Genomic DNA, 24,677 nt, shown 5'->3' on the forward strand with positions numbered 1-24,677 from the left:
CCCAAAGAGTCTTCGCCGATGTTGAATTGTCCGCGAGTGTCTCGCCTTTAGGTCATATCAAACTGCCTCCAGAGTATCACACCTCCGTTCTAGGTTTGACAACAGAGACCCTGGCCAATCAAAGCACGATAGGTCTTTCACAGTGCGACGCTCCCGCTGGTCGTGATGTCCGAGATGGGTCGAAAGCACCAGTCCGGCAAACCCGTCTGACATCCGATCGATTGCCGACAGCGGACCTGGCTTCCCCCGTACGGGATGGCCGCATCCGCTACACTCGCGAGCGCTCGCCTGGCGTCTGGCTGTGGACCGTCACCGTGACGCTGCCAGCGCCGTTCGAGCCTCGACGACGCCAAGGCCGCGTTCAAGGCGGCGCGGCAGGCGTTCAGGAGCAAGCAAGGTCCAGAAGAGCTGGCGAGGACGTTCGAGAACATGGCGCAGGCGAACCGGCCGGGACTGTTGGGGCGGTGATCCGCGCTCGGCGGTCGGCGCGGCGCAGTGCGGAGCGCAGCTCCGCGACGTCCTTTGCCGAAAGCTTCGACAAGCGGCGTCGGATGGATTTCGGAATAATAGTATTATGCGCCTGTTTTGCCCGACGGTGCAACTGGTGTTTGGTTGGTGGGCGCTCAGCACTCCAATCACCCCGCCCGGAGAGGTGAGCCCACAGGGCCAACCGCGTCCGATTTTATCGAGCCTCTAAGCCGTTGATTTCACATACCCTGGCTACTGTGCATGGGGTTGTTTTCGATGTTTTGATCCGGAGCTCTCGCTAGCTCTGCCGAAAACCCATCCGGAAGGCGCCCCAGTGCTTGCCGCGGATCATGATCGGCGAGGACAGATCCTTCATCAGCACGAACTGCCCGCCGCCCATGTCGCGGCGATAGGTCTGGAGCAGGAAGGGCTTTGTGTTGGCCGCGACCTTCTTCACCGCGCGATCGGTGAAGAGGCGGCGGTTGCGGCAATTGGCGTTGTTCCAGACCGGGTCCTTGCCCTGCGGCAGGCGGTAGTTCGGATTGTGCGTCGGCAGATAGCCGCCCCTCGCCCAGGCGACGCAGAACACGATACGGGGATCGGACTTCTGGATCGGATCCTGGATCGCAGGCAGCACGCGGTCGGTGAAGTCGACATAGGCGGTGGTGTACTGCTTGGGATCGGTGCCGGCGATTTCGCGACAGTTCTCGTCCATGAGCTGGTCGAGCGTGATCTCGCCGCGATCGATCGCCGCCTCGAACTCGGCCGAGATCCGCTTGGCGGTGTCGACGACGACGCGGATCAGCGGCGCGTCCGATGTCTCGACGCCGCTGTCGGCGATCAACGCGATGAGGGCTTCGGAGGTGTCGAGCAGTTTTGTCACGCGCTGATCGGCGCTCTTGAGATCGCGCGAGGAGAGGTCGACGCCCTTGGCAAGCTCGTTGAGCTCGCTGATTACGGAGTCGCAATGGCCGAGATTGGAGGTCGCCGCGCGCGTGACGCTGCCGATCTCGGCTTCCACCGAGGCAAAGCCCTGCTGGACGCGGGAGATGATGCCGGAGATCGCTTGCGCGCCTTCGCCGGCGGTCTTGGCGCGCTGCGAGGCATCGCTGCTCTCGCCGATCAGGCCTTCGATCTGGCCGTCGAGGTCGCGCACGGTGTCGGAGATCTGGTGCGTGGCCTGCCGCGTCGCCTCGGCGAGGTTCTTCACCTCGCTGGCGACCACCGCGAAGCCGCGCCCGGCCGTGCCGGCACGCGCGGCTTCGATGGTTGCGTTGAGGGCCAGCAGATTGGTCTGCTTGGCGATCGCCTCGATCGAGCCCGAGACTTTTGCGACCTGCGCCAGCGCCGCGCCGACGGCACTCAAGCGCGCCTCGATCCGCTCCACCGCCGCGACGAGCTCGGAAATGTGGCTGACCGCGGTATCGACCGCGCTGCGCGACTGTGCGATCTCGCCGACGGCCGCCGATGTGGTCGATTGCACCGCCTGGGATGCATTGGCGATGTCGTGGTTGGCCGAGACCATGGTCTCGGCGGTCTTCTGGAGGTGGTGGAACCGCTCGGACTGGTTGGCGACCCGGTTTGCGACTTCCTGGACATTGCCGGCGATGTCGGCGAGCTCGACGCCGAGACCGCCGATGCGGTCGGCGAGCTGATCGATCAGCCGTTCGGCGAGTGTCCGGTTGGAGCCGGTGTCCAGGACGGCAAGTTGGGCGACGGACATGTCAGATGAGTCCTCCAGTCAGAGCCGCTCGCCGGCTCCCTTGCGGCATTCCCATTCCAATTTCGGATGTTAGAGGATGATTCGCGGCCGGCGTCTTGCCTGAGCGTGCACTACAGCTTGTAAGCCGTCCTGAATCCGCCCCAGTGCCGGCCCTGCACGCGGATCGGGACGTCGATCTCGCGCATCATCACCGTGTTGCCGTTGCCCATGTCGCGCGCATAGCTCTGGATCAGGTACGAGCGCAGGTTGTGCGCGGCCGCCAACCCCGCCGGATCGTTGAAGATGCGACGGTTGCGGCTGTTGGCCGTATTCCAGGCGACATCGCCCGGTCGCTGCGGATGCGAATAGATCTTGTTGTGGACCGGCAGGAAGCCGTTGCGGTCGACCATGGCGCAGAATGCCATGCGTGGCTCCCTGGCGAGAAAGGCTTCCTGGAACGGCGGCAGCGCGCGGTCGGCCCAATCAAGATATTTCGTGCGGTATTGCTGCGGATTGGTGCCTGCGATCTCGACGTAGTCGGTGTCGAAGAGGTCGTCGATCCGGACCTCGCCGCGCGCCACGGCCTGCTCGAAGATCTTGGTCAGCGCGGTGCCCGCCTCCATCGCGCGGGTGACGAACTCCGTGTTCTCCTGGTGGATCGACCAGAGCTTGTCCTCGATTTTCTCGCGCAGCGCGGCATCGGGGCTGACGAATTGCGCGCGGGCGCCGGTCTTGGACTGCTCGACCACGCGCAGGCGGCAGGCGCCGACGTCTTCGAGGCTGCCCTCGATGATCGCCTGCGATGCGAGCCGGCTTGCCTCCGCTCCGCCGATCAACACGCCGTCCATCGCGATCTCGTAGACTGGCAGCATGCCACGCGAGCTCTCGAATTTGAGATGGCAGGGCAGCCGCTCGGTCTTGCGGCGATCGTCGTGCTCGCTCTGCTTGAGCAGCACGTCGCAGCGTGATTTCAGCTTTTGTGCAAAGGTGGTCACGGCCTTGCCGGCGCTGGCGACGTTCTCGCCGTGTGTCTCGGCCGCCTTGGTCGCGGCGTCGATCTCGGCCGCACTCTCGCCGACCGAGCTGATGAATTCTGAAGCGCTGGTGGCGTTGTCGGAGACCTCGCCGGTGGTGGCGTTCTGCTCGGCGACCGCGCCGTTGACGGTCTCGAACACCGGACGGATCGCCTCGATGGCCTGCGAGATCCGGTGCACGGCGTCGGCCGAGCCGGCGGCGTCGCGCTGGAGCGCGTCGATCTTCTTGGTGATCTCTTCGGTCGCGCCTTGCGTCTGCACCGCGAGCGCCTTGACCTCGGTCGCGACGACCGCAAAGCCCCGGCCGGCTTCGCCCGCGCGCGCGGCCTCGATGGTGGAGTTGAGCGCGAGCAGCGTGGTCTGCCGCGCGATCTGGGCAATCAGATTGACGACATTGCCGATCGCGGCGGAGGATTCCCGCAAGCGATCGACGTTGGCGCGGGCTTCCTGCGCCGCGGCGCTGGCCTGGTCTGCGAGCTTTCCGGCCTCCCGCACCTGTGCGCCGATGCCTTGCGCGGACTGGGTGAATTTGTCGGCGGCATGGGCAAAGCTCGAGGCGTTCGACTGGGCGGCATTGGTCCGCCCGGTCAGCGCGTCGGTGCGGTCGCGGATGGCGGCCAGCATCGCGGCGGTCGCCTCCGCACCGCCCGCCACCGAATTGGCCGCCCGCTCGAGCTGGCGGATCATGGCGCCCAGCTCGAGTTCCAGCAGTTCCAGGATCTCCCGGGCCGAATCGCCTTCGGCGGCCGGGGCCGGCTCGGAATGGGCCGCCGGCTGGGTAGCCTGCGGGACCGCCGCAGGCGCGGCCGTTTCCGGCGGACGCTTCCGAAATAATGCAAACGCCATCAGGTCACTCTTGTCGGGAGGCGGGTGGACGCTATTTTCGCCGACCGGAATGAAGTCACAGTTAACGGTGCCTGACATCTAGGCACGGGCCACTACAGTGATACCCTGTGACCTCAAAGACCTCTTTCATTCCGGCGGGTTGGCGGCCTATAACGCCGCGCTTCCACGCTCGCTGGCGGACGATTCCAAAGAGACCAAGAGACCACGCATGGCCGGACATTCCCAATTCAAGAACATCATGCACCGCAAGGGGCGGCAGGATGCCCAGAAGTCGAAGCTGTTCGGCAAGCTGGCGCGGGAAATCACCGTCGCAGCCAAGCTGGGCACGCCCGACCCGGCCATGAATCCCCGCCTGCGCGCCGCGGTGATCGCCGCGCGGCAGGAGAACATGCCGAAGGACAATATCGAGCGCGCCATCAAGAAGGCGCTCGGCAGCGACGGTGAGAACTATGACGAGATCCGCTACGAAGGCTACGGTCCCGGCGGCGTCGCCGTCATCGTCGAGGCCCTGACCGACAATCGCAACCGCGCCGCCTCGGACATCCGCTCGTTCTTCACCAAATCCGGCGGCAATCTCGGCGAAACCGGTTCGGTCTCCTTCATGTTCGACCGCACAGGCGTCATCGAATATGACCGCAGCGTCGCCGATGACGACGCGGTGCTCGATGCCGCGATCGAGGCCGGCGCCGACGATGTGGTCTCGGGTGAAGGCGGCCACGAGATCTACGCCTCGACCGAAAGCTATCGCGACGTCGCCAAGGCGCTGGAGGCCAAGTTCGGCGAGCCCCGCAAGGCCGCGCTGATCTGGAAGCCGCAGAACACGGTCGCCGTCGACGACGAGACCGGCGAGAAGCTGCTCAAGCTGATGGATCTGCTCAACGAGCACGACGACGTCCAGAACGTCTACGCCAATTTCGAGGTGTCGGACGCGCTGATGGCGAAGATGGGCGGCTAGGGCGCTCTCGCGTCCCGGACGCGGCGCAGCGTGAAACGTTGCGGCGCAGAGCCGGACCCAAGGTGCCTCAAACGCTCTCGGCGATATCGGCCCCAGCTCAGCAACGCATCACTGCGCGCTGCGTCCGGGACACAAGACCCGGGGACTTTTGTTCTGTTTCTGTTTCGCTATCATGAGCCAACCGCTATCACTGGCCCATGACCGCACTCCCGATTCGCCAACCCATTCGCATCATCGGCATCGACCCCGGCTTGCGCCGTACCGGCTGGGGCGTGATCGAGGCCGAGGGCAACCGCCTGATCTACGTTGCCTGCGGCTCGGTCGAGCCGCCGGATGATCTGCCGTTGTCGAGCCGGCTGCTATCGATCCATAAGGGGCTTGCGGCTGTTCTCTCCAGCCACCAGCCGATGGAAGCGGCGGTCGAGCAGACCTTTGTGAACAAGGACGGCGTCGCGACGCTGAAACTCGGCCAAGCCCGCGGCGTCGCCATGCTGGCGCCCGCAATGTTCGGCATCAGTGTTGCCGAATACGCGCCGAACCAGGTGAAGAAGACGGTGGTCGGCGCAGGTCATGCCGACAAGCAACAGATCGCGATGATGCTGAAGATATTGCTGCCGAAAGCTGAGCCGCCGTCCGCCGACGCTGCCGATGCACTCGCCATCGCCATCACCCACGCCCATCACCGCCAAAGCGCGGCGCTCAGGCTGAAGGTGGCGGGGCTATGATCGGCAAGCTCAAGGGCCTGATCGATTCCTACGGTGAGGACTATGTCGTCCTCGACGTCGGCGGCGTCGGCTATCAGGTGCATTGCTCGGCGCGCACACTGCAGCATCTGCCTTCGCCGGGCGAGGCCGCCGTGCTCTCGATCGAGACCTATGTTCGCGAGGATCAAATAAAGCTGTTCGGCTTCCGCACCGACCAGGAGCGCGAATGGTTTCGCCTGCTCCAGACCGTGCAGGGCGTCGGTGCCAAGGTCGCGCTCGCCGTGCTCGGCACGTTGTCGCCGGCCGATCTCGCCAACGCGATTGCTCTGCGCGACAAGGCTGCGGTAGCGCGCACACCTGGTGTCGGGCCCAAGGTCGCCGAACGCATCGTTACCGAGTTGAAGGACAAGGCGCCCGCCTTCGCCAATGTCGATCCCGCCGTGGTGCATCTCGCCGGCGCCGTCGACGAGCAGCGTGCGCCGCGGCCTGTGGCGGATGCGATCTCCGCCCTGGTCAATCTCGGTTATGGCCAGCCGCAGGCAGCTGCGGCAATTGCGTCGGCCTCGCGCAGCGCCGGTGAAAATGCCGAGACGGCGCAGCTCATTCGCCTCGGCCTGAAGGAGCTCTCGAAGTGAGCGATCCCAAGGCCAGCCGCATGGTTTCGCCCGAGCGCCGCAGCGACGATGTCGGTGACACCGCGCTGCGTCCGCAATCGCTATCCGACTTCGTCGGCCAGGAGCAGGCGCGCAAGAATCTGTCGATCTTCATCGAAGCAGCGCGCAAGCGCGGCGAGGCGCTGGATCACGTGCTGTTCGTCGGTCCCCCCGGCCTCGGCAAGACCACGCTGGCGCAGATCGTGGCGAAAGAACTCGGCGTCGGCTTTCGCGCCACCTCGGGACCTGTCATCGCCAAGGCCGGCGATCTCGCCGCGTTGCTGACCAATCTCGAAGAGCGCGACGTGCTCTTCATCGACGAAATCCATCGCCTCAGTCCCGCGGTGGAAGAGGTGCTCTATCCCGCGATGGAGGACTTTCAGCTCGATCTCATCATTGGCGAAGGCCCGGCGGCGCGCTCGGTCAAGATCGAGCTGTCGAAGTTCACCCTCGTCGGCGCCACCACACGCGCGGGCCTGCTCACCAATCCCTTGCGTGATCGCTTCGGCATTCCGATCCGACTGAACTTCTATACGATCGAGGAACTCGAGAGCATCGTCACGCGCGGTGCGCGTGTGCTCAATGTCGGCATGAGTGCGGACGGCGCGAACGAGATTGCGCGCCGTGCCCGCGGCACGCCGCGCATCGCCGGCCGGCTGCTGCGTCGCGTGCGCGATTTTGCCTCCGCTGCGAATGCCGACAAGATCGACCGCAAGATCGCCGATCACGCGCTCAGCGCGCTCGAAGTCGACGCCGCCGGCTTGGACGCCATGGACCGCCGCTACCTGACGACGATCGCGACGAACTATGGCGGCGGCCCGGTCGGCGTCGAAACGATGGCGGCGGCGCTATCTGAGCCGCGCGACGCGATCGAGGACATCATCGAGCCCTATCTCATTCAATGCGGCTATCTCCAGCGCACCCCGCGTGGCCGCCTGCTCACCTCGCACGCCTTCCGCCATCTCGGCATCGCCGAACCTTCGCGCGATGTGGCGGCGCAGTTCGGCCTGTTCGGCACCGAGGGTGACGACGACTAACCCCGCGCGACAGCGGGGGCGCTTCCGCCGTCATGAAATTCCGGTAATGTTCGACGAAGGTCTGCAGGGCGGTGCAGATGGTCTGCACGAACACACCCCATTTCCGCTCCAATCGGATATCATCAAGAAGCCGCATCACCATCGGGCTTCCATGATCACGCGTCGTCATCTCATCCGTTCCATCGGCGGTCTCTCCGCCCTCGGCGTCTCGACTGCCGCCTATGGCGTCGGTGTCGAGCCGGTATTGCGGCTCGGCGTCACCCGTTATCATCCGACCCCGCGACAATGGCCGGCGGATTTTCCGCTGAAGATTGCCGCGATCGCCGACATTCATGCCTGCGATCCCTGGATGTCGCTGGATCGGATCGAAGCCATCGTCGACCGGACCAACGCGTTGAACGCCGATCTCATCGTTCTGCTGGGCGATTACGTCGCCGGTCTTCACCAGGTCACGCGCTTTATCCCGGCATACGAATGGGCCAAGGTGCTGGCCGGCCTCAAGGCGCCGCTCGGCGTTCATGCGGTCATGGGCAATCACGACTATTGGGCCGACAGGACTGTGCAGCAGATCGGGCACGGACCAACGGTTGCCCATCGCGCGCTGGAGGCGGCCGGCATTCCTGTCTACGAGAACGATGCGGTGCGCCTCAGCAAGGATGGCCGCCCGTTCTGGCTCGCCGGCCTCGGTGACCAGCTCGCCTTTCTGCCGGCACGGCGTTCCCGGAGTACGGGACGCTTCGGCGCCGACGATCTCAATGCGACGCTTGCCAAGATCACCGATGACGCGCCGTTGATCCTGCTCGCGCATGAGCCCAATATCGCGCCGCGCGTGCCCGCGCGCGTTGCGCTACAATTGTCCGGTCACACCCATGGCGGCCAGATCCGCCTGCTCGGCTGGTCGCCGGCCGTTTCGCGGGAGCATGGCCTCCGGCTCGCCTATGGCCATTTTCGGCTAAAATGCGATGTCATCGTCTCCGGCGGTCTCGGTTGCAGTATCGTTCCCGTCCGCGTCGGCGTGCCGCCCGAAATCGTCGAGGTCAATTTGGGGCGGACGCCCGTGGCAGCTGTGTCCTAGCCGCGCTTGCGCGGCCGGCCGTTTTTGCGCAAAACGGACCGGTAGCGAAAAGCAAAGAGGCTTGCGACGTGACAGCCCATCTCGACGGCGAGATCCGCGACGGCCGCCACCACATGCAGGTCCGCGTCTATTACGAAGACACGGATTTCTCCGGTATCGTCTATCACGCCAACTATCTGCGCTACATGGAGCGCGGCCGCACCAATCATCTCAGGCTGATGGGCGCCGAGCAGCAAGCGCTGTTCGACCAGCCGGAGACCGAAGGCGCCGGCTTTGCCTTCGTGGTGCGATCGATGCATCTGGATTTTTTGAAACCCGCTCGGATGGACGACGTGCTCGATGTCGTGACCTGGCCAATCGCGGTGAAGGGTGCCTCCATCATGCTGGCGCAGGAGGTCCGCCGCGGCGCGGACGTGCTGGTCAAAGCCGAAGTGCGCGTCGCTTTCATCAGCGGCGGTCGCGCGCAGCCGATCCCGAAATCGATCCGCACCTTGATGAAGGCCGATCTGATTTCGTGATCGCCCGATAGAGGATCACCTCTCGACTCCCGCGCATGCAGGGATAGATTGCGGCCCCGACCAACCGATGAGGCCATCATGTCGCGCCCGCCGCTTCCACCCTTCACCCGTGAGACCGCCGCGCAGAAGGCGCGCATGGCCGAGGATGCCTGGAATTCACGTGACCCGGTACGCGTCTCGCTCGCCTATACCGAGGACAGCCGCTGGCGCAATCGTTCGGAAGTGTTCCAGGGCCGCGAGGCCATCGTCGCGTTCCTCGCCCGCAAATGGGAAAGGGAGCAGGACTACCGTTTGATCAAGGATCTCTGGGCGTTCGACGGAAATCGCATCGCGGTGCGCTTCCAGTACGAATGGCACGATGCCGGCGGCCAGTGGTATCGCTCCTACGGCAACGAGCAGTGGGAGTTCGACGAGCACGGTCTGATGCGGCGGCGCGAGGCCTCGATCAACGACATCATGATTGCGGGGAAGGATCGCCGGTTTCACTGGGCCGCGCCCGGACCGCGGCCGGCGGATGTGCCGGGGCTGGGAACGGATCCGTTCTGAAGTTTCCCACGAGTGGTGCTGCTTCACTTGCGGAAGGGTGGCTCGCCGCAAAGCGGCGAGACGGGTGAGGGGTTCTCTCCGCAAGTCCGCTCTCACTTCAGTTCGTGGATGCATGCCCCTCATCCGGCGCTTTGCGCCACCTTCTCCCGCAAGGGAGAAGGAAAGAGAGCGTGTCGCGTAGCTAGGTGCGCCTTGCCAGAAACCGCGTAATCGCGCCACCCAGCTTCGCGCTGTCCAGCGGCTGGGCGAGCGACTCTCGCGCGGTCTCAACAACGTCCTCCGGCGCCTTGCCGTCGCGCAGCTCGCAGCAGACTTGCGCGAACTCCACGTCGAACTCGGGATGCGGCTGTACGGTCAGCGTCGCGCCGTTGGCATAGAGCAGGCCGGCATGCGGCGTGAATTCGGACGAGAGGATCGTCAGCGCATCATCAGGCGCCTCGATCACCTGGTCCTGATGCGAGCAGGCGATGGCGACCGCTTCGCCGCCAATGACGCCGTTCTCCGGCAGCACCTGATAGACGTGCCGGCCGATGCCCCAACCCTTCTCCGACTTGCGGACGGTGCCGCCGAGCGCCTGCGCGATCAATTGATGGCCGAAGCAGACGCCGACCATCGGCGTCTTGTTGGCGTAGGCGGTGCGCACGAAATCTTCCAGCGGCGCGATCCAATCGAGCCCGTCATAGACGCCAACGGCCGCACCGGTGATCAGGATGGCCTCTAGCTTGCTCGGGTCGGGCAGCGGATCGCCATTCGGAATGCTGACGACGTCCACAGTCGCCGTCGGATCCTCGGCGCGGACCATGCGCTCGAACATGTCCGGAAACGAGCCGTGCTGCTCGCGGTATTTCTGCGGAACCTCTCCGGTCTCGATGATGGTGATGCGTGCCATGCGGCTCCCGGGTCAAAAGATTGCGAAGTTCAGTCGCTTTTTGCTCGATGTTGCTGGTGTGGCGCTGTGGGCGCCAGCAGGGCGCTTTCCTTGCGCACTTCGCTGAGAAAGGCTTTTGCCAGACGCGATAGCGGCTCGGCTTCCGACCATAGCATGTAGGCGACCGCCTGCGTTGTTGGCGCGAACGGCCGGACGACGAGCCCGCTGCCGCTGTTCTGGCGCGGTGAGAACGGATCGACCACGGCGGCGCCGACGCCGGCGGCTGCGAGCACGCAGGCCGTGTTGCAATAGCGCACCTCGACAGTCGGTTGGAATGGCGCGCCGGCCCGAGCAAAACTGTCTCGCACGGCTTCGCCAAGCCGCGTGCCTCGCTCGAGCCCGATGAAGGGAAGGCCGGAAAGATCGGACGCGGAGATCACCGGTTTGTCAGCGAGCGGATGCTGCGGCGGCAGCACGCAGACCATCTCGCCGGTATGCACCACCTCATGCGCGATGCCGGGATGATGCGTCAGGCCGAGCGCAAAGCCGAGCTCGGCGACGCGGCTGAGCACGCCCTCAATGATGCCTTCATAACGCCTGACATCGAAGAAGACGCGTGTCTCCGGCCGGCGGCGCAGGAAGCTCGAGAGCGCGGTGGGAATGATGCTGTAGGCGAGCGGCGGCGTCGCCACGATCGCGAGATGACCGGCGCGGTTCTCGCGCAGGTCGCGTACGCGATTCTCGAGCTTGGCGTGCAAAGCGAAGATCGCCTCGCTCTCCTTGTAGAGCGCCATCGCTTCCGCGGTCGGAAACAGCCGGTTGTTGACGCGCTCGAACAGCGCAAAGCCCGCCTGCGCTTCCATCGTCTTCAGCGCGTTGCTGACCGCGGGCTGCGAAAGTGCCAGCTCGTCGGCCGCCGCCACCGTGGTGCGGTGGCGGATGACGGCACGCAGGATCTCTAGCTGGCGCAGGTTCATATCACTGCCGGTTATACTCTGGCGCAAAAGATCATAGCACGATGAATTGCTTTTGCAGCCCGCCTTGCGCCTAATGCCTCCGGATTTGCATGCTGGATCAAGGGGTTCATGCGCCCATTGAGGCGGCATTGCGCACAGATTGGAGGCAATCTTGGTTCGTGTCCTTCGCGCCGCCGCCGCCCAGATGGGGCCGACGCAAAGAGCCGATACGCGTGAGCACACGCTGTCGCGGATGCTGACCATGCTGGAGGAGGCGGCGAGCCGGGGCGCCAGCCTCGTGGTGTTTCCAGAACTCGCCTTCACCACCTTCTTCCCGCGCTGGCTTCTGGAAGGCGATGCGCTCGACCAATTTTTCGAGCAGGGCATGCCGAACCCGGCCGTTGCAAGGCTGTTCGAGCGCGCGCGGGCGCTGCGCGTTGGCTTCTATGTCGGCTACGCCGAACTGACGCCGGAGGGGCGGCGATACAATTGCGCCATTCTGGTCGATCGCGACGGCGAAATTCTCGGCCGTTACCGCAAAGTACACCTGCCTGGTACGGTCGAGCCGCGGCCGGGTGCGCGCTATCAGCAGCTGGAGAAGCGCTATTTCGAATATGGCGATCTCGGCTTTCCCGCCTTCCGCGCCGGCTCGGCCTGGGCGCATGCGATCATGGGCATGATGATCTGCAACGATCGCCGCTGGCCGGAGTCCTGGCGCGTGCTCGGGCTGCAAGGGGTCGAGCTGGTCTGCATCGGCTACAATTCGGCGGCCTATGATCCCAATGGCGGCACGACCGAAGATGCCTCACTGCGGACCTTCCACTCGACGCTGGTGACACAGGCCAATGCCTATATGAACGCGACCTGGGCGATCTCGGTCGCCAAGGCCGGCGACGAGGACGGCTCGGGCCTGATCGGCGGCTCCTGCATCGTCGATCCCAACGGCCGCATCGTCGCGCAGGCGCAGACGCTGACCGACGAAGTGATTGTTGCCGACATCGATCTCGACCTCTGTCGGCAAGGCAAGGACAAGATGTTCAACTTCGCCGCCCACCGGCGGCCGGAGCAATACCGCGTGATCACCGAGCGCGCCGGCGTCATCGAGCCGGCCGTTCTCGATGCGGACTGAGCAATTGGCACGGCGTTAGCAACGGATCGGCAAAGGAGCTGACATGACACGCCTCTCGCATTTTCTCTTCCTCGCAGCACTGGCTGCGGCGACGTCCGCGCAAGCGACCGAGCTTCCGGCGGAGATCAAGCGGGCGGGCACGCTCAAGCTCACGGTCAACTCCACCTACGCGCCGATGGAATATCGCGATCCCGCCAGCAATGAGCTCGTCGGGCTCGACATCGATCTAGCCGATGAACTCGCCGAGCGGCTCGGCGGCCTCAAGATCGTCTGGAGCGAAACGCCGTTCGCCGAGTTGATCCCCTCGCTCCAGACCAAGCGCGCGGATTTCATCATTTCCGGCATTTCCGACCGCGCCTCGCGGCGCGAGAGCGCCGATTTTGTCGACTACCTCACGACCGGTCCGCAGTTCTTCGTCATGGCGGAGAGCGAGGCCAAGGCCGCGATCGACCTTTGCGGCAAGAAGGTCGGCACCACCCGCAGCACCAGCTTCCCGGTCGAGATCGAGAAGTGGAGCAAGCAGAATTGCGAGGCGGCCGGCAAGCCGGCCATTCAATACGTGCCGGGTGAGAACTCCATCGATGTGCGCAACCAGCTCAAGCAAGGCCGCATCGACGCCGCCGTGCAGGGCAGCGAGACACTGCCCTATGCGCAGACGCAGGAGCCCGGCAAGTATCGCATCGTTGGCGAGGCCTTTGCGAAAGGCTATCAGGGCATCATGTTCCGCAAGGATGATGCGGCGCTCCGTGAGGTCGTGACGGAGAAGCTCGCGGCGATGATCGCCGATGGGTCTTACAAGGCCGTTCTCGACAAATGGGGCCTGGGCGCGAATGCAGTCACCCAGCCCATGCTGAACGCGGCGCCGCAATGAAGCCGGTGCCGGCCCTCGCGGACGGTTTCCCTGACTTGTCGGGGATGCGGATCGCGCGCGAGCCGCACTGGTTTCGCTGGATCAGTGCGGCCCTGATCGTCCTCGTGCTGGCGGCGATTGCGCGGGCCTTCGCCCATGGTCAGATCGAATGGACTTATGTCAGTCGCTTCCTCACAGCGAAGGTGATCCTCGAAGGCATCGTCAACACCATGGTGATGGCTGTGCTGGCGATGGCGCTCGGCATTGTCCTCGGCATTGTCGTCGCGATCATGCGGCTATCGCCCAATCCGGTGCTGAAGACCGTCGCGGCCGGCTACACCTGGTTGTTCCGCGGCACCCCGCTGATCCTGCAATTGCTGTTGTGGTTCAATCTCGCGCTGGTGTTTCCGACCATCGGCGTTCCCGGCCTCTGGTCCGCACGCGCCGTGGACGTGATGACGCCGTTCCTCGCCGCGTTGCTCGGGCTCGGCATCAACCAGGGCGCCTATACGTCCGAGGTGATGCGCGCCGGCATGCTGTCGGTCGATATCGGGCAATATGAGGCGGCGCAGGCGATCGGCATGCACCGACTGCGCGCGCTGCACCGGATCATTTTGCCGCAGGCGATGCGCGTGGTGATCCCGCCGCTTGGCAACGAGTTCATCGGCATGGTGAAGGCGACCTCGCTCGCGAGCGTCATCCAATATCCCGAGGTGCTGCACAACGCGGAGAACATCTACTACGCCAATTCCCGCGTCATCGAACTGCTGATCGTCGCCGGGTTCTGGTATCTCCTGGTGGTCTCGATCCTGACCCCGCTCCAGATGCTGCTCGAACGCCGCTTTGCCCGCGGCATATTGCGGCCTGCGCGATGACAAAACCCCTGGTCGCAATCCGCTCCGTCAGCAAGAGCTTTGGAGAGTTCCAGGCTCTCAAAAGCGTCTCGCTCGACGTCTGGCCCGGCGAGGTGATGTGCCTGATCGGTGCCTCCGGCTCGGGCAAGACCACGCTGCTCCGCTGCATCAACCAACTCGCCGTCGTCGACGGCGGCGGCATCTGGCTCGATGGTGAACTGCTCGGCGTGCGCGAGCAGAGCGGGCGGCTGCATCGCCTCAGCGAGCGCGAGATCGGGCGGCAGCGGCTGAAGACCGGCATGGTGTTCCAGCGCTTCAATCTGTTCCCGCACAAGACGGCGCTGGAGAACATCACCGAAGGGCCGACCCAAGTGCAGGGGCGTAAAGCCGACGAGGTGCGCACTGAAGCGCTAGAGCTGCTTCGGCGCGTCGGGCTCTCGGCCAAGGCGGATTGGTATCCCGCGCAGCTCTCCGGCGGCCAGCAGCAGCGCGTGGCGATTGCGCGCGCGCTTGCGATGAAGCCGATGCTGATGCTGTTCGATGAGCCGACCAGTGCGCTCGATCCGGAGCTGGTCGGCGAGGTGCTTGCGGTGATGAAGGAGCTCGCAAAGAGCGGCATGACCATGATGGTGGTCACGCACGAGCTCGGCTTCGCCCGCGAGGTCGCAGACCGCGTGGTCTACATGGACCAGGGAGCGATCGTCGAGCAGGGCCGCGCCACGGATGTGCTGGGTGCGCCGCGCGAAGAGCGGACCAAGGCATTTCTTTCGGCAGTGATCTGAGAGGGGGCGTGTCGATGAAGAGAGTTTTGATTGCGGCGGCCCTGTTCGGGGCCATGACGGTTTCGACTTTTGCTATCGACCTGCCGCCTGACATCGCCAAGCGCGGCAGTATCAAGGTCGCGCTGGTGCCGAACTATCCGCCGATGGAGTTCCGCGACCCTGCCACCAACGCGCTGTCGGGCTTCGACATCGAGCTCGGTGAGGCGCTCGGGCGCAAACTCGGCGTCAAGATCGAATGGACCGAGACCAGCTTTGCCGAGTTCATGCCGTCGATCTCGACGGGCCGAGTGGATGCGATCCTGTCCGGTTTCACCGACTATGCGACCCGGCACGAGATCGCCTCCTTCGTCGACTATCTGCGCAGCGGCCCGAAATTCTTCGTGCAGCAGGCGCGTGCGGCGGAGTTCAAGGACATGGCTGCGCTGTGCGGCAAGAAGGTCGGCGCCAGCCGCCGCACCATGTTTCCGGCCGAGATCGACAAATGGAGCCAGAAGAACTGCGGCGGCAATCCGGTCCAGTTCGTCGGCACCGACGGCTCGGCCGATGCGCGTACCCAGCTCAAGCAGGGTCGTATCGACGCTGCTGTGCAGGGCAACGAGACGCTGCCCTATTTGATGGATCTCGAGCCGGGCGCCTATGCGCCGGTCGGCGCCCCCTTCGCGACGCAGTTCACGGGCATGGCACTGCCGGTCAAGGAAAAGGCGTTGCAGCAGGCCATCGTCGAGGCGCTCGACGCGCTGATCGCGGACGGCACCTATCGTACGCTGCTGGCGAAATGGAAACTGAGCGACAACGGAATAGAAAAGGCGACCATCAATGCTGGACAGTAGGGCCCTCCAGAGCATTCCGCTCACCCCGGCCAACACCGCGGATCCCGCGCCGGACTATCCGTGGCCGAAGCCGTACACATCGGCGATGTTTCTGTCGTTCGACGTCGACGCGGAGACCGCGTGGACCAGCAAGGACGCGCTGCACGCGCAGCGGCTCATCACCATGAGCTATGGCGGCTATGAGGCGCGGGTCGGCACGCCGAGATTGCTGGAGCTGCTCGACCAGCTCGATCTCAAGGGGACCTTCTTCGTCACGGGGTGGTCGGTCGATGCGCATCCGGCGATGGCGGAATCCATCCTCAAGGCCGGCCACGAGATCGGCCATCACGGCTATCACCATCTCTTGCCCGATCCCGGCGCCCCCTGGATCGAGGAGGAGCTGGAGCGCGGCTTCGAGGCGCTGAAGCGCCGGCTCGGCGTCAAGCCGATTGGCTATCGCGCACCTTACGGCGAGTTTACCGAGGAGCTGCGGGTGGCGCTCGTGCGTCACGGCATCGTCTATACGTCGTCGTTCCGCGACGACGTCAGGCCCTATCGTCATCGCCTCGCCGACGGCAAGCCCGGCACGATCGAGCTGCCGGTGACGGCGAGCTATGACGACTGGATGCACGGCCTGTCCGCCCGCTTCAGCCCGCGCTCGATCTTTCCCAAAGAGCACGTGCTCTCGCTATGGAAGGACGAACTCGACGAAATCAGGGACTGGGGCGCGATGGTGACGACGGTGCTGCATCCGCAATGCAGCGGCCGTCCGATGCGGCTGCGCCTGCTGCGCGAGTTCCTCACCTACGCAAAGTCCTGCCCTGATGTCTGGATCACCACCGGAGAGAAGATCGCGGAAAACTTCCTGCGCCACGAGGCCGCCAACCGTTGAGAAGCGCCATGACCCGTCGCCGCATCCTCGTCATCAACCCCAATTCCTCGGCGTCGGTGACGGCGGCGATCGACGATGCGGTCGCGCCGCTGCGCATCGCCGGCGGGCCCGTGATCGAAGTCGCAGGCCTCGCCGAAGGGCCGCCGAGCATCAGCTCGCAACGCGATGCCGACGGCGTCGTGATGCCGCTGGTAAATCGTGTTGCGCGCGACGATGCGGATGCGTTCGTGCTCGCCTGCTTCAGCGATCCAGGCCTGCATGCGGTGCGCGAAGCCGCAGGTAGCCGCCCGGTGATGGGCATCGCCGAATGCGGCATCTTCCGCGCGCTGATGCTGGGCGAGCGCTTTGGCATCATCGCTCTGTCGCCGTCGAGCATCCGCCGCCAGCAGCGCATGGCGCGGGTGATCGGCGTCGATGGCCGCTACGCCGGAAGCTGGTCGGTCGGTGCGAGCGCGGCGGAAACCGCAGGCGCCGACATTCGCGGACGGCTGATCGAGGCCGGCCGCGCGTTGGTCACGCAATACCGCGCCGATGTCGTGGTGATGGGGTGCGCCGGCATGGCCTCGCACCGCGCCGCGATCGCGGAGGCAATCGGCGTGCCCGTGGTCGAGCCGGCGCAACAGGCAGTGGCCGTCGCGATCGGCGCGGTCCTGCTGAACGCGTAACATCCTTCCGGAGCTTCTGGTAATGCCCATCTCACGTCGCTCGCTTCTCAAGGCTGCTGCAACGATGCCGGCGCTCTCGCTGCCGGGCATCGTGCGCGCCGAATCCCAGAGCACGTTGCGGTTCATCCCGGTCATCGACCTCGCCTTCGTCGATCCCATCTATTCGACCGCGCAGGTGTCGCGAAACCATGGCTTCATGGTCTACGACACGCTCTATGGCATGAGCTCCTCGCTCCAGGTGTCGCCGCAGATGCTGTCGGGCCACGTCATCTCCGGCGACCAGCTGCAGTGGGACCTCAGCCTGCGTGACGGACTGTTCTGGCACGATGGCGAGCGCGTGCGCGCGCGCGACTGCGTCGCCAGCATCCGCCGCTGGGCGGCACGCGACGGCTTTGGCGGCGAGCTGATGGAGGCGACCGCCGAGCTTTCGGCGGCCGACGACCGCACCATCCGCTTCCGTCTCAAGCGCCCGTTCCCGCTGCTGCCGCAGGCGCTCGGCAAAGCCGCGATCAACGCCTGCTTCATGATGCCGGAGCGGCTGGCGAGCCAGGATCCGTTCAAGCCGCTGACGGAAGTGATCGGCAGCGGTCCGTTCCGCTATCTCGCGGACGAACGTGTGCAGGGCGCCCGCAATGCCTACGCCAAGTTCGAGCGCTATCAGCCGCGCGACGACGGCAAGCCGGACTGGACCGCGGGGCCGAAGATTGTGCACTACGACCGCGTGGTCTGGACCACCACGCCGGACGCCGGCACCGGCGTCGCCGCGCTGCAGACCGGCGAGCAGGACTGGCAGGAAACCACGCCGCATGATCTGCTGCCGATCATCAAGGCCGCCGGCGACATCGAGACGCGCATTCTTGATCCCCGCGGCTATGCCTGCATGTTGCGCCTCAACCATCTGCAGCCGCCGTTCGACAATCCCGCCATCCGCCGCGCGCTGTTGGGTGCGATCGACCAATCCGCATTCATGACGGCGGTAGCCGGCACCGATCCGGCCTTTCAGGTGTCGCCGATCGGCTATTTCGCCCCTGATACGCCGATGGCGAACGACGTCGGCCTCGACGTGTTCCGCGGTCCGCGCAACTACGACAAGGTCAAGGCCGACCTGAAGGCCGCCGGCTACAACGGTGAGAAGATCGTGGTGCTCGTCCCCACCAATTCGCTGGCGCAGAAGCCGCTTGGCGAGATCGCGGTGGATTCGTTGCGCAAGGCCGGCATGAACGTGGAATATGCCGGGCTCGATTTCGCGGTGGTGTTGCAGCGGCAGCTCAAGAAGGATCCGATCGGGCAGGGGGGCTGGAGCGCGGCGGTCGGAAACTGGCAAGGCATCGATTGGCTGAATCCGGCCGGCAACACCAACATCCGCGGCGAAGGCAAGGTCGCCGGCTGGTATGCGAGCGAGAAGATGGGGCCGTTGCGCGGCCAGTGGCTGGCAGCCTCCGAGCTTGCCGAGCAGCAGCGCATCTGCCGCGAGATCCAGGCGGTGGCGTTCGAGGAAGTCCCCTATATTCCGATCGGCCTGTACAAGCAGCCGACCGCCTATCGCAAAGACATTACAGGCATTCTCGACGGCACTGCCGTGTTCTGGAACGTACGCCCCGCATGAGCACCGCGGCAATCTTCGGCAGCTATGTGCTGTCACGCAAGGACGGTGCGCAGGATGTGCTGCGCGACCATTGGGTTCTGATCGAAGGCAAGAGGATCGCCGCGATCACGCGCGATAAGCCGCACGCGGATCAGGTCTACGACCGTCCCGGCCGCTTCGTGCTGCCGGGCCTGTTGAACCTGCACAATCACTGCTTCTCCGAAGCTGTCGCGCGCAGCCACAGCGAGGACGGCAACGGCCGCAAGAACAATCAGAGCATCGTCTATACGGTGCTGCTGCCGCTGACCAAGCGCGGCGCCGAGATCCTGTCGGCCCAAGAGCGGCTCGCCGTGGCGCGGCTCGGCATCCTTCAGCTCCTCAAGGGCGGCGCCACCACGGTGATGGAGCCGTTCCGCAATTCGATCCCGGAGATGTTCGACGCAGCGGAGGAGATGGGCATCCGCTTCTACGGCGCGCCGTATCTGTTCTCGACGTCCGATGCCAAGGCGGGCTCCGATGGTGTGGTCCAATATTCCGGGGACGACGGCGCTGCCGACATGGCGACATGGGATGCGCTCTACCAGCGCTGGAACAATCGCGGCGATGGCCGCATCAGCCTGGCGATGAGCCCGCACGCCACCGACACCTGCGGCCCCGATCTCTTGAAGGCCTGCGCCACGCGGGCGCGCGAGCTTGGCGTGCCCATCACGACGCATCTGGCGCAGAGCCACGCCGAGGTCGAGACCATCGGCAAACGGTACGGTGGGCGAACGCCGGCGGAATATCTCGATTGGCTTGGCTTGCTCGCCCCGGACTTGCTCGCGGCGCACTGCGTTGCGAGCACAGATGACGATCTGAAGCTCATGGCGGCGCGCGGTGCGACCGTGCTGAACTGCCCGCGCGTGTTTGCGCGCAGAGGCGTCACGGCGGCGTTCAGCCGATTTGCGGAACATGGGGTCCGCACCGTCGTCGGTACCGACGGCTACAACATGGACCTGCTCGGTGAGCTCAACGCCGCCTCGATCATCTCCAAGACGTCGTCGCAGCGTGGCGACGTCGCCAACTCTCCCGAGTTGATCGAGTCGGTTACCGCGACGGCAGCCGGCGTCATCAAGCGACCGGACCTCGGGGTGATCGTGCCGGGCGCGACCGCCGATCTCACCGTGGTCGATCTCTCCCATCCGCACCTTCAGCCGCACTATGATCCACGGCGCGTACTGGTCGCGCTGGCCAATCGCGCCAATATCGATCAGGTGATCGTCGATGGACGCGTGCTCGTTGATATGGGTCGTTATGCCCGCGGCGATGAAGCCGCAATCACGTCGGCCGGCGCGGCCGCGATTCGCAAAATATGGGAGCTTCCGGAAGCGCGCGAAGTGCTGGCCGGATGATTGGGGTGCCACGAGTTGCGCCTCGGCGTGGAATCCGACGTGAGATCGCAGAGAGAGGGGCTATTGAATGAATAAGTGTCTTGCAGGTCTGGGTCTGGCCATTGCCTGGTTTGGTGTGACGACGGTTGGGGCCGCCCAGCTCCCTGAACGCATCAAATCCGCGGGGAAGGTGACTGTCGCGACCCAGCCGGTCTATCCGCCGATGGAGTACAAAGATCCGGCGACGGGAGAACTGAAGGGGCTGGACATCGACCTCGGCCGAGCGCTCGCCAAACAGCTGGGCGTGGAGGTCAATTGGTCAGAAACCGCCTTCGAACAGATCATCCCCGCAGTGACGACCGGCCGGGCCGATCTCGTTCATTCGGGAATGTCTGACCTTCCAAAGCGCCGCGAAGCCCTTGATTTCCTCGACTATATGAAGTCGGGCCCGCAGTTCTACAGTGTCGTCTCGCGGAAGGACGACTTCAGGACGCCGGCCGATCTCTGCGGCAAGACCATTGGCATGAGCAGGGTGACGTTGTTCCCGGATCAAGCCACGAAGTGGAGTGCGCAGAATTGCGAAGCGTCGGGTAAGCCGCCTATCGTCATTTTCGGCACCCAAAGCTCAGCCGATGCTCGCACCCAACTCAGGCAGGGGCGCGTTGACGCGGTCGTCCAGGGAGCGGAAACGCTTCCTTTCCTGATGGGTCAGGAGAAGGATACGTATCTCCTGATCGGTGAGCCGTTCGACCACGTCTACCAGGGGATTGGTTTCGCGAAGGGCGCCCCCGGCTTGCGTGATAGCTACGCAGCTGCGTTTCGAGTGCTCATGGAAAACGGCGAGTATCGAAAGATCCTTGCCAGCCATGGGCTCGAAGCGCTTGCGCTCGATGGCGTGTATATCAACGGCGAGCGCGTCAAGTAGACCTCGTGCGGATCAAGGCGCCGGCCTTGGTCCGCATTTTCGTTCGACATTGGGCGACGCGGGATTCCATAGCGGCCCGCGACCTCGATGATCGAGCCGCCTAATAGCTATTGAAAGCCTGTTGCAACTGATCGGCGTCTTTGCCACATGCGATGCCGAGCATCGCCAAAATTCTTGCCTTTTGTGGCGTTAGTGAACCTGCGGTGATGATGCCCAGCTCTGCATCGCTATTCAGAGGCGCGACAATGCCCTGCCCGGTTCGGCTGGCGCGGATGAAAACGACGCCTGCATCGCGTGCGAGCGCTGCACCCTCGCGCAGCCCGGGCGACAGGCTTCCGTTGCCGGTGCCCGCAACGACGATCGCCTCTGAACCAGCATCGACAGATGCCCGGCAAAGGTGAGTGCCCGCTGCCTGATGATCGAACAGAATATCGACCTGAGGAAGCTCATGCAGGGCGTTGATGTCGAATTCGCTGGATGCCGTGTGCCGCTGTACCGGCGAATGGAAAAATCGGGCGGCATTTCCGGACACCTCGCCCAAAAGGCCGAATTTCGATCCCTGAATCGCGTCGATTGAGGTGGTGTCCCGCTTCATGACGTCCCGCGCGCCGTAGACGTGGCCGTTGGCCACCACCAGAACACCCATGCCCCGAGAAGATGGTGTTGTCGCCGTGACGACGGCGTTGAAAAAATTGAGTGGTCCATCCGAGCTCAGCGATCTGGCCGGACGCATCGCGCCGACCACCACGACCGGCTTGGTCGTTCGAAGCACAAGATGCAGGAAATACGCACTTTCTTCGAGCGTATCGGTGCCGTGGGTGATGACAACGGCATCTGTGCCGGGGTCAACCAGCACCTCCGAGACGCAGCGCGCAAGGCTCAGCAGAATCGAATTGTCTATCTTGTGGCTGCCGACGTTGATGGCCTGGATGCCGCGAAGATCGGCGAGTTTGGCTGCGTCCGGGACCGCAGCCAAAATCTGCTCAACGGAGTCGCTGACATCATAGTTGTGAAAATCGGTGGAAACGGCCGCGGAAGACGCAATGGTGCCGCCCGTTCCCACCACGACGACGCACGGTCGGCGCTTGCTCGTGTCTTCAATCATTGCTCTCGCTTCAATGTGCCGCAAAATGCCCGGTCTTTGAGGGCAGCTTCGGATCGCGCGCTGTCCATTCACATCTACCGTGACTTCGTCCGCATGCAAGCGTTTGATGACAGGCCGCGTTCAACGGCTAGCCCTCGAACTCCACCAGCGACTTGCGCATCATCTCGACCAGGTCGAGCGCCACCGGCGAAGGGCTGCGCTGCGCGGGAAAAACGGCGGAGAATTCGAAATCGATGCGCGGCAGGAAGCGGCGCACGACGACGCCGCGGGTGGAGAACTCCTGCGCTGTGAAGGGGTCGCAGATCGCAACGCCAAGCCCTGATGACACCAGGCCGCACATGATCTCCGACAGCGCTGTCTCCACGCGCAGCACGCGGCGAACATCGTGGCGATGGAAGATCTGGTCGACAAGATGTCGGCTCGACGACCCCGCGGAAAGCGAGACGAACGTCTCGCCCTCGAAGTCGCGCGGCTCCAGGACTTGCTTTTCCGCGAGGCGATGTCCGGTCGGCAGCACCGCGACGCGCGCGGGCGCCGGCAACGTCATGCTCGGCAGGCCGGAATGCGCGATCGGGACCTCGGCGAAGCCGACGTCGCATTGATTGTTCAGCACCCAGTCGACCACGATCGGCGAGATCACGCCGAAAAAGGCGAGGTTGAGGTTCGGTCGATCCTTCAGGAAACGTCCGGTGAGCCGCGGCAAATAGCCGTTCGACAGCGCCGGCAATGCTGCGATCCGCAGCGAGCCGGTGCGGCGGCCGCGGATTTCTTCCGCCGCCGCAGTGATGCGCTCCAGACCGATGAAGGAACGCTCCACTTCAGTATAGAGCGCCATCGCCGCCGCGGTCGGCACGAGACCAGTGCCGCGCCGCTCGAACAATTCCATCTTCAGCAGCGCCTGCAAGTCGCGCAGCAACCGGCTGACCGCCGGCTGGGTGACTTTCATCAGCGCCGCCGCCTCGGTCACGCTGCCCGTGAGCATCGTCGCGCGGAAGGCCTCCACCTGCCGCGAATTGATCCGCGCCATTTCTTGTCACTTCCATAACATTTGATCATGCAGAGGGTGCCATTATTCATTGGACGATGGAAGTATAGGTCTGCGATCTTTTTCATCAGAGCTGAAGTCGGCCCGCTTTTTCGGCAGATCGGAGGGGGTTCAAACCCCTCCAAATTGCGCCAAAGCCCTCTGGACAGGGGCCGGAGCCCGGTTTCTCGAGGGATCGGCGCGGAAGGAAATGTGGCAATGCGCTTCAGCCGGGGATTTGTCGGCACGTCACCTCATTCCGGTATGGAGATCGGTCCACATGAAGACTTTCCGCCTTTTGACCGCGGTCAGCATCGCAGCGCTCATCGCCGTCCCGACGGCCGCCTCGGCCCAGCAGAAAACGCTCTATGTCGCCGGCTATGGCGGCTCGTTCGAGAAGACCATCCGCGACGAGGTGATCCCGACCTTCGAGAAGGAGAATAACGTCAAGGTCGAGTACGTCGCCGGCAATTCCACCGACACCCTGGCCAAGCTCCAGGCACAGAAGGGCAACCAGCAGATCGACGTCGCCATCGTCGACGACGGCCCGATGTACCAGGCGATCCAGCTCGGTTTCTGCGGCAAGCTCGACGGGCTGCCGGCCGCCGATCTCTACGATACCGCGCGCTTCAAGGACGATCGCGCGGTCGCGATCGGCATCGTCGCCACGGGGCTGATGTACAACACCAAGGTGTTCAAAGAGAAAGGCTGGGCGCCGCCGACCTCGTGGAACGATCTGAAGGACACGAAATACGCCAAGCAGCTCGTGATCCCGCCGATCAACAACACCTATGGTCTCGAAGCGCTGGTGATGCTGTCGAAGATGAATGGCGGCGGCGAGTCCAACGTCGATTCCGGCTTCAAGATCTTCAAGGAAGAGATCAATCCGAATGTGCTCGCCTATGAGCCGTCACCGGGCAAGATGACCGAGCTGTTCCAGTCCGGCCAGGCCGTGATCGCGGTGTGGGGCACGGGGCGCGTGCAGAGTTTTGCCAACACCGGCTTTCCCGTTGACTTTGTCTATCCGAAGGAAGGTGCCGCAACGCTGCTGACGACGGCCTGTCCGATCGCCAAGCCCAATGCTTCGCCACTGGCATCCAGCTTTGTGAAGATGCTGCTCGATCCGAAAATCCAGCTCGTGATGCTGAAGGACTATGGCTACGGCCCGGTGCTGAAATCGCTGAAGGTGCCGCCGGACCTCGGCAAGATGGCCCCGATCGGCGAGCGTGCGGCCAAGCTGTATAATCCGGACTGGACCACCATCAACGAGAAGCGCGAGGAGTGGACCAAGCGCTGGAACCGCGAGGTCGAGCGCTGATCTGATC

At 64.3% G+C, this 24,677-nt stretch carries 24 protein-coding genes; 18 read left to right on the plus strand and 6 right to left on the minus strand.

The annotated features are described in order from the left end of the window. Positions 1-766 precede the first annotated feature (766 nt). Entirely contained in the window at positions 767-2,191 is a 1,425-nt protein-coding gene (locus tag XH88_RS33455) for a methyl-accepting chemotaxis protein (protein ID WP_271672465.1), read from the minus strand. A gap of 110 nt (positions 2,192-2,301) precedes the next feature. After that, positions 2,302-4,050: a methyl-accepting chemotaxis protein gene (locus tag XH88_RS33460; protein ID WP_271672466.1), complete on the minus strand. Its 1,749-nt coding sequence runs from the start codon at positions 4,048-4,050 to the stop codon at positions 2,302-2,304. A gap of 208 nt (positions 4,051-4,258) precedes the next feature. Between XH88_RS33460 and XH88_RS33465 the strand changes: the two genes are divergently transcribed. From XH88_RS33465 to XH88_RS33495, 7 genes are all read left to right on the plus strand, one after another. Beyond that, complete coding sequence (locus XH88_RS33465) at positions 4,259-5,005, plus strand: YebC/PmpR family DNA-binding transcriptional regulator (protein ID WP_220002061.1); 747 nt, start codon at positions 4,259-4,261, stop codon at positions 5,003-5,005. 197 nt (positions 5,006-5,202) lie between these two features. Then, positions 5,203-5,730 carry a crossover junction endodeoxyribonuclease RuvC gene (gene ruvC / locus XH88_RS33470; protein WP_271672467.1) on the plus strand — a complete coding sequence of 176 codons (528 nt, stop codon included), beginning with the start codon at positions 5,203-5,205 and terminating at the stop codon, positions 5,728-5,730. Continuing rightward, positions 5,727-6,344: a Holliday junction branch migration protein RuvA gene (ruvA, locus tag XH88_RS33475; protein ID WP_271672468.1), complete on the plus strand. Its 618-nt coding sequence runs from the start codon at positions 5,727-5,729 to the stop codon at positions 6,342-6,344. The genes ruvC and ruvA overlap by 4 nt, the downstream gene beginning before the upstream one ends. Before the next feature lie 20 nt (positions 6,345-6,364). Then, the gene (gene ruvB / locus XH88_RS33480; RefSeq protein ID WP_271672624.1) at positions 6,365-7,399 is read left to right on the plus strand and encodes a Holliday junction branch migration DNA helicase RuvB; all 1,035 of its coding nucleotides are present in this window, start codon (positions 6,365-6,367) and stop codon (positions 7,397-7,399) included. Positions 7,400-7,550: 151 nt separating this feature from the next. Continuing rightward, positions 7,551-8,474, plus strand: a complete 924-nt coding sequence (locus XH88_RS33485) for a metallophosphoesterase (RefSeq protein WP_271672625.1) — start codon at positions 7,551-7,553, stop codon at positions 8,472-8,474. A gap of 68 nt (positions 8,475-8,542) precedes the next feature. Then, positions 8,543-8,992, plus strand: a complete 450-nt coding sequence (ybgC, locus tag XH88_RS33490; RefSeq protein ID WP_271672469.1) for a tol-pal system-associated acyl-CoA thioesterase — start codon at positions 8,543-8,545, stop codon at positions 8,990-8,992. Between the two features lie 78 nt (positions 8,993-9,070). Further along, on the plus strand, positions 9,071-9,538 hold the full coding sequence (locus XH88_RS33495) for a nuclear transport factor 2 family protein (RefSeq protein ID WP_271672470.1): 468 nt from the start codon (positions 9,071-9,073) through the stop codon (positions 9,536-9,538). A 181-nt stretch (positions 9,539-9,719) separates the two neighbouring features. On the opposite strand, the gene XH88_RS33500 is transcribed toward XH88_RS33495, so the two are convergent. After that, the gene (locus tag XH88_RS33500) at positions 9,720-10,427 is read right to left on the minus strand and encodes a type 1 glutamine amidotransferase (protein ID WP_271672471.1); all 708 of its coding nucleotides are present in this window, start codon (positions 10,425-10,427) and stop codon (positions 9,720-9,722) included. Positions 10,428-10,456: 29 nt separating this feature from the next. Further along, entirely contained in the window at positions 10,457-11,383 is a 927-nt protein-coding gene (locus XH88_RS33505; protein WP_271672472.1) for a LysR family transcriptional regulator, read from the minus strand. Between the two features lie 151 nt (positions 11,384-11,534). Between XH88_RS33505 and XH88_RS33510 the strand changes: the two genes are divergently transcribed. From XH88_RS33510 to XH88_RS33555, 10 genes are all read left to right on the plus strand, one after another. Then, on the plus strand, positions 11,535-12,491 hold the full coding sequence (locus XH88_RS33510) for an N-carbamoyl-D-amino-acid hydrolase (RefSeq protein ID WP_271672473.1): 957 nt from the start codon (positions 11,535-11,537) through the stop codon (positions 12,489-12,491). Between the two features lie 43 nt (positions 12,492-12,534). After that, the gene (locus XH88_RS33515) at positions 12,535-13,362 is read left to right on the plus strand and encodes an ABC transporter substrate-binding protein (RefSeq protein WP_271672474.1); all 828 of its coding nucleotides are present in this window, start codon (positions 12,535-12,537) and stop codon (positions 13,360-13,362) included. Then, a complete protein-coding gene (locus XH88_RS33520) occupies positions 13,359-14,216 on the plus strand; it encodes an amino acid ABC transporter permease (protein ID WP_271672475.1) in 858 nt (285 codons plus the stop codon). Before XH88_RS33515 ends, XH88_RS33520 begins: the two co-directional genes overlap by 4 nt. Further along, positions 14,213-14,977 carry an amino acid ABC transporter ATP-binding protein gene (locus tag XH88_RS33525; RefSeq protein ID WP_271672476.1) on the plus strand — a complete coding sequence of 255 codons (765 nt, stop codon included), beginning with the start codon at positions 14,213-14,215 and terminating at the stop codon, positions 14,975-14,977. The genes XH88_RS33520 and XH88_RS33525 overlap by 4 nt, the downstream gene beginning before the upstream one ends. Positions 14,978-14,991: 14 nt before the next feature. Next, a complete protein-coding gene (locus XH88_RS33530; protein ID WP_271672477.1) occupies positions 14,992-15,807 on the plus strand; it encodes an ABC transporter substrate-binding protein in 816 nt (271 codons plus the stop codon). Continuing rightward, on the plus strand, positions 15,794-16,678 hold the full coding sequence (locus tag XH88_RS33535; protein ID WP_271672478.1) for a polysaccharide deacetylase family protein: 885 nt from the start codon (positions 15,794-15,796) through the stop codon (positions 16,676-16,678). The genes XH88_RS33530 and XH88_RS33535 overlap by 14 nt, the downstream gene beginning before the upstream one ends. 8 nt (positions 16,679-16,686) lie before the next feature. Beyond that, a complete protein-coding gene (locus XH88_RS33540) occupies positions 16,687-17,343 on the plus strand; it encodes an aspartate/glutamate racemase family protein (RefSeq protein WP_271672479.1) in 657 nt (218 codons plus the stop codon). 22 nt (positions 17,344-17,365) lie between these two features. After that, positions 17,366-18,949, plus strand: a complete 1,584-nt coding sequence (locus XH88_RS33545) for an ABC transporter substrate-binding protein (protein ID WP_271672480.1) — start codon at positions 17,366-17,368, stop codon at positions 18,947-18,949. Beyond that, positions 18,946-20,319 carry an amidohydrolase family protein gene (locus XH88_RS33550; protein ID WP_271672481.1) on the plus strand — a complete coding sequence of 458 codons (1,374 nt, stop codon included), beginning with the start codon at positions 18,946-18,948 and terminating at the stop codon, positions 20,317-20,319. Before XH88_RS33545 ends, XH88_RS33550 begins: the two co-directional genes overlap by 4 nt. 67 nt (positions 20,320-20,386) lie before the next feature. Then, the gene (locus tag XH88_RS33555) at positions 20,387-21,223 is read left to right on the plus strand and encodes an ABC transporter substrate-binding protein (RefSeq protein ID WP_271672482.1); all 837 of its coding nucleotides are present in this window, start codon (positions 20,387-20,389) and stop codon (positions 21,221-21,223) included. 100 nt (positions 21,224-21,323) lie between these two features. Here the strand turns inward: XH88_RS33555 and XH88_RS33560 are convergent, their stop codons facing one another. Beyond that, the gene (locus tag XH88_RS33560) at positions 21,324-22,328 is read right to left on the minus strand and encodes an asparaginase (RefSeq protein WP_271672483.1); all 1,005 of its coding nucleotides are present in this window, start codon (positions 22,326-22,328) and stop codon (positions 21,324-21,326) included. Positions 22,329-22,455: 127 nt separating this feature from the next. Then, the gene (locus tag XH88_RS33565) at positions 22,456-23,355 is read right to left on the minus strand and encodes a LysR substrate-binding domain-containing protein (RefSeq protein WP_271672484.1); all 900 of its coding nucleotides are present in this window, start codon (positions 23,353-23,355) and stop codon (positions 22,456-22,458) included. Between the two features lie 277 nt (positions 23,356-23,632). On the opposite strand from XH88_RS33565, the gene XH88_RS33570 reads away from it, so the two are divergent. Beyond that, entirely contained in the window at positions 23,633-24,670 is a 1,038-nt protein-coding gene (locus tag XH88_RS33570) for an ABC transporter substrate-binding protein (RefSeq protein ID WP_271672485.1), read from the plus strand. Positions 24,671-24,677: the final 7 nt, after the last annotated feature.

It is taken from the genome of Bradyrhizobium sp. CCBAU 51627 (assembly GCF_028128765.1).
Classification (GTDB): Bacteria; Pseudomonadota; Alphaproteobacteria; order Rhizobiales; family Xanthobacteraceae; genus Bradyrhizobium.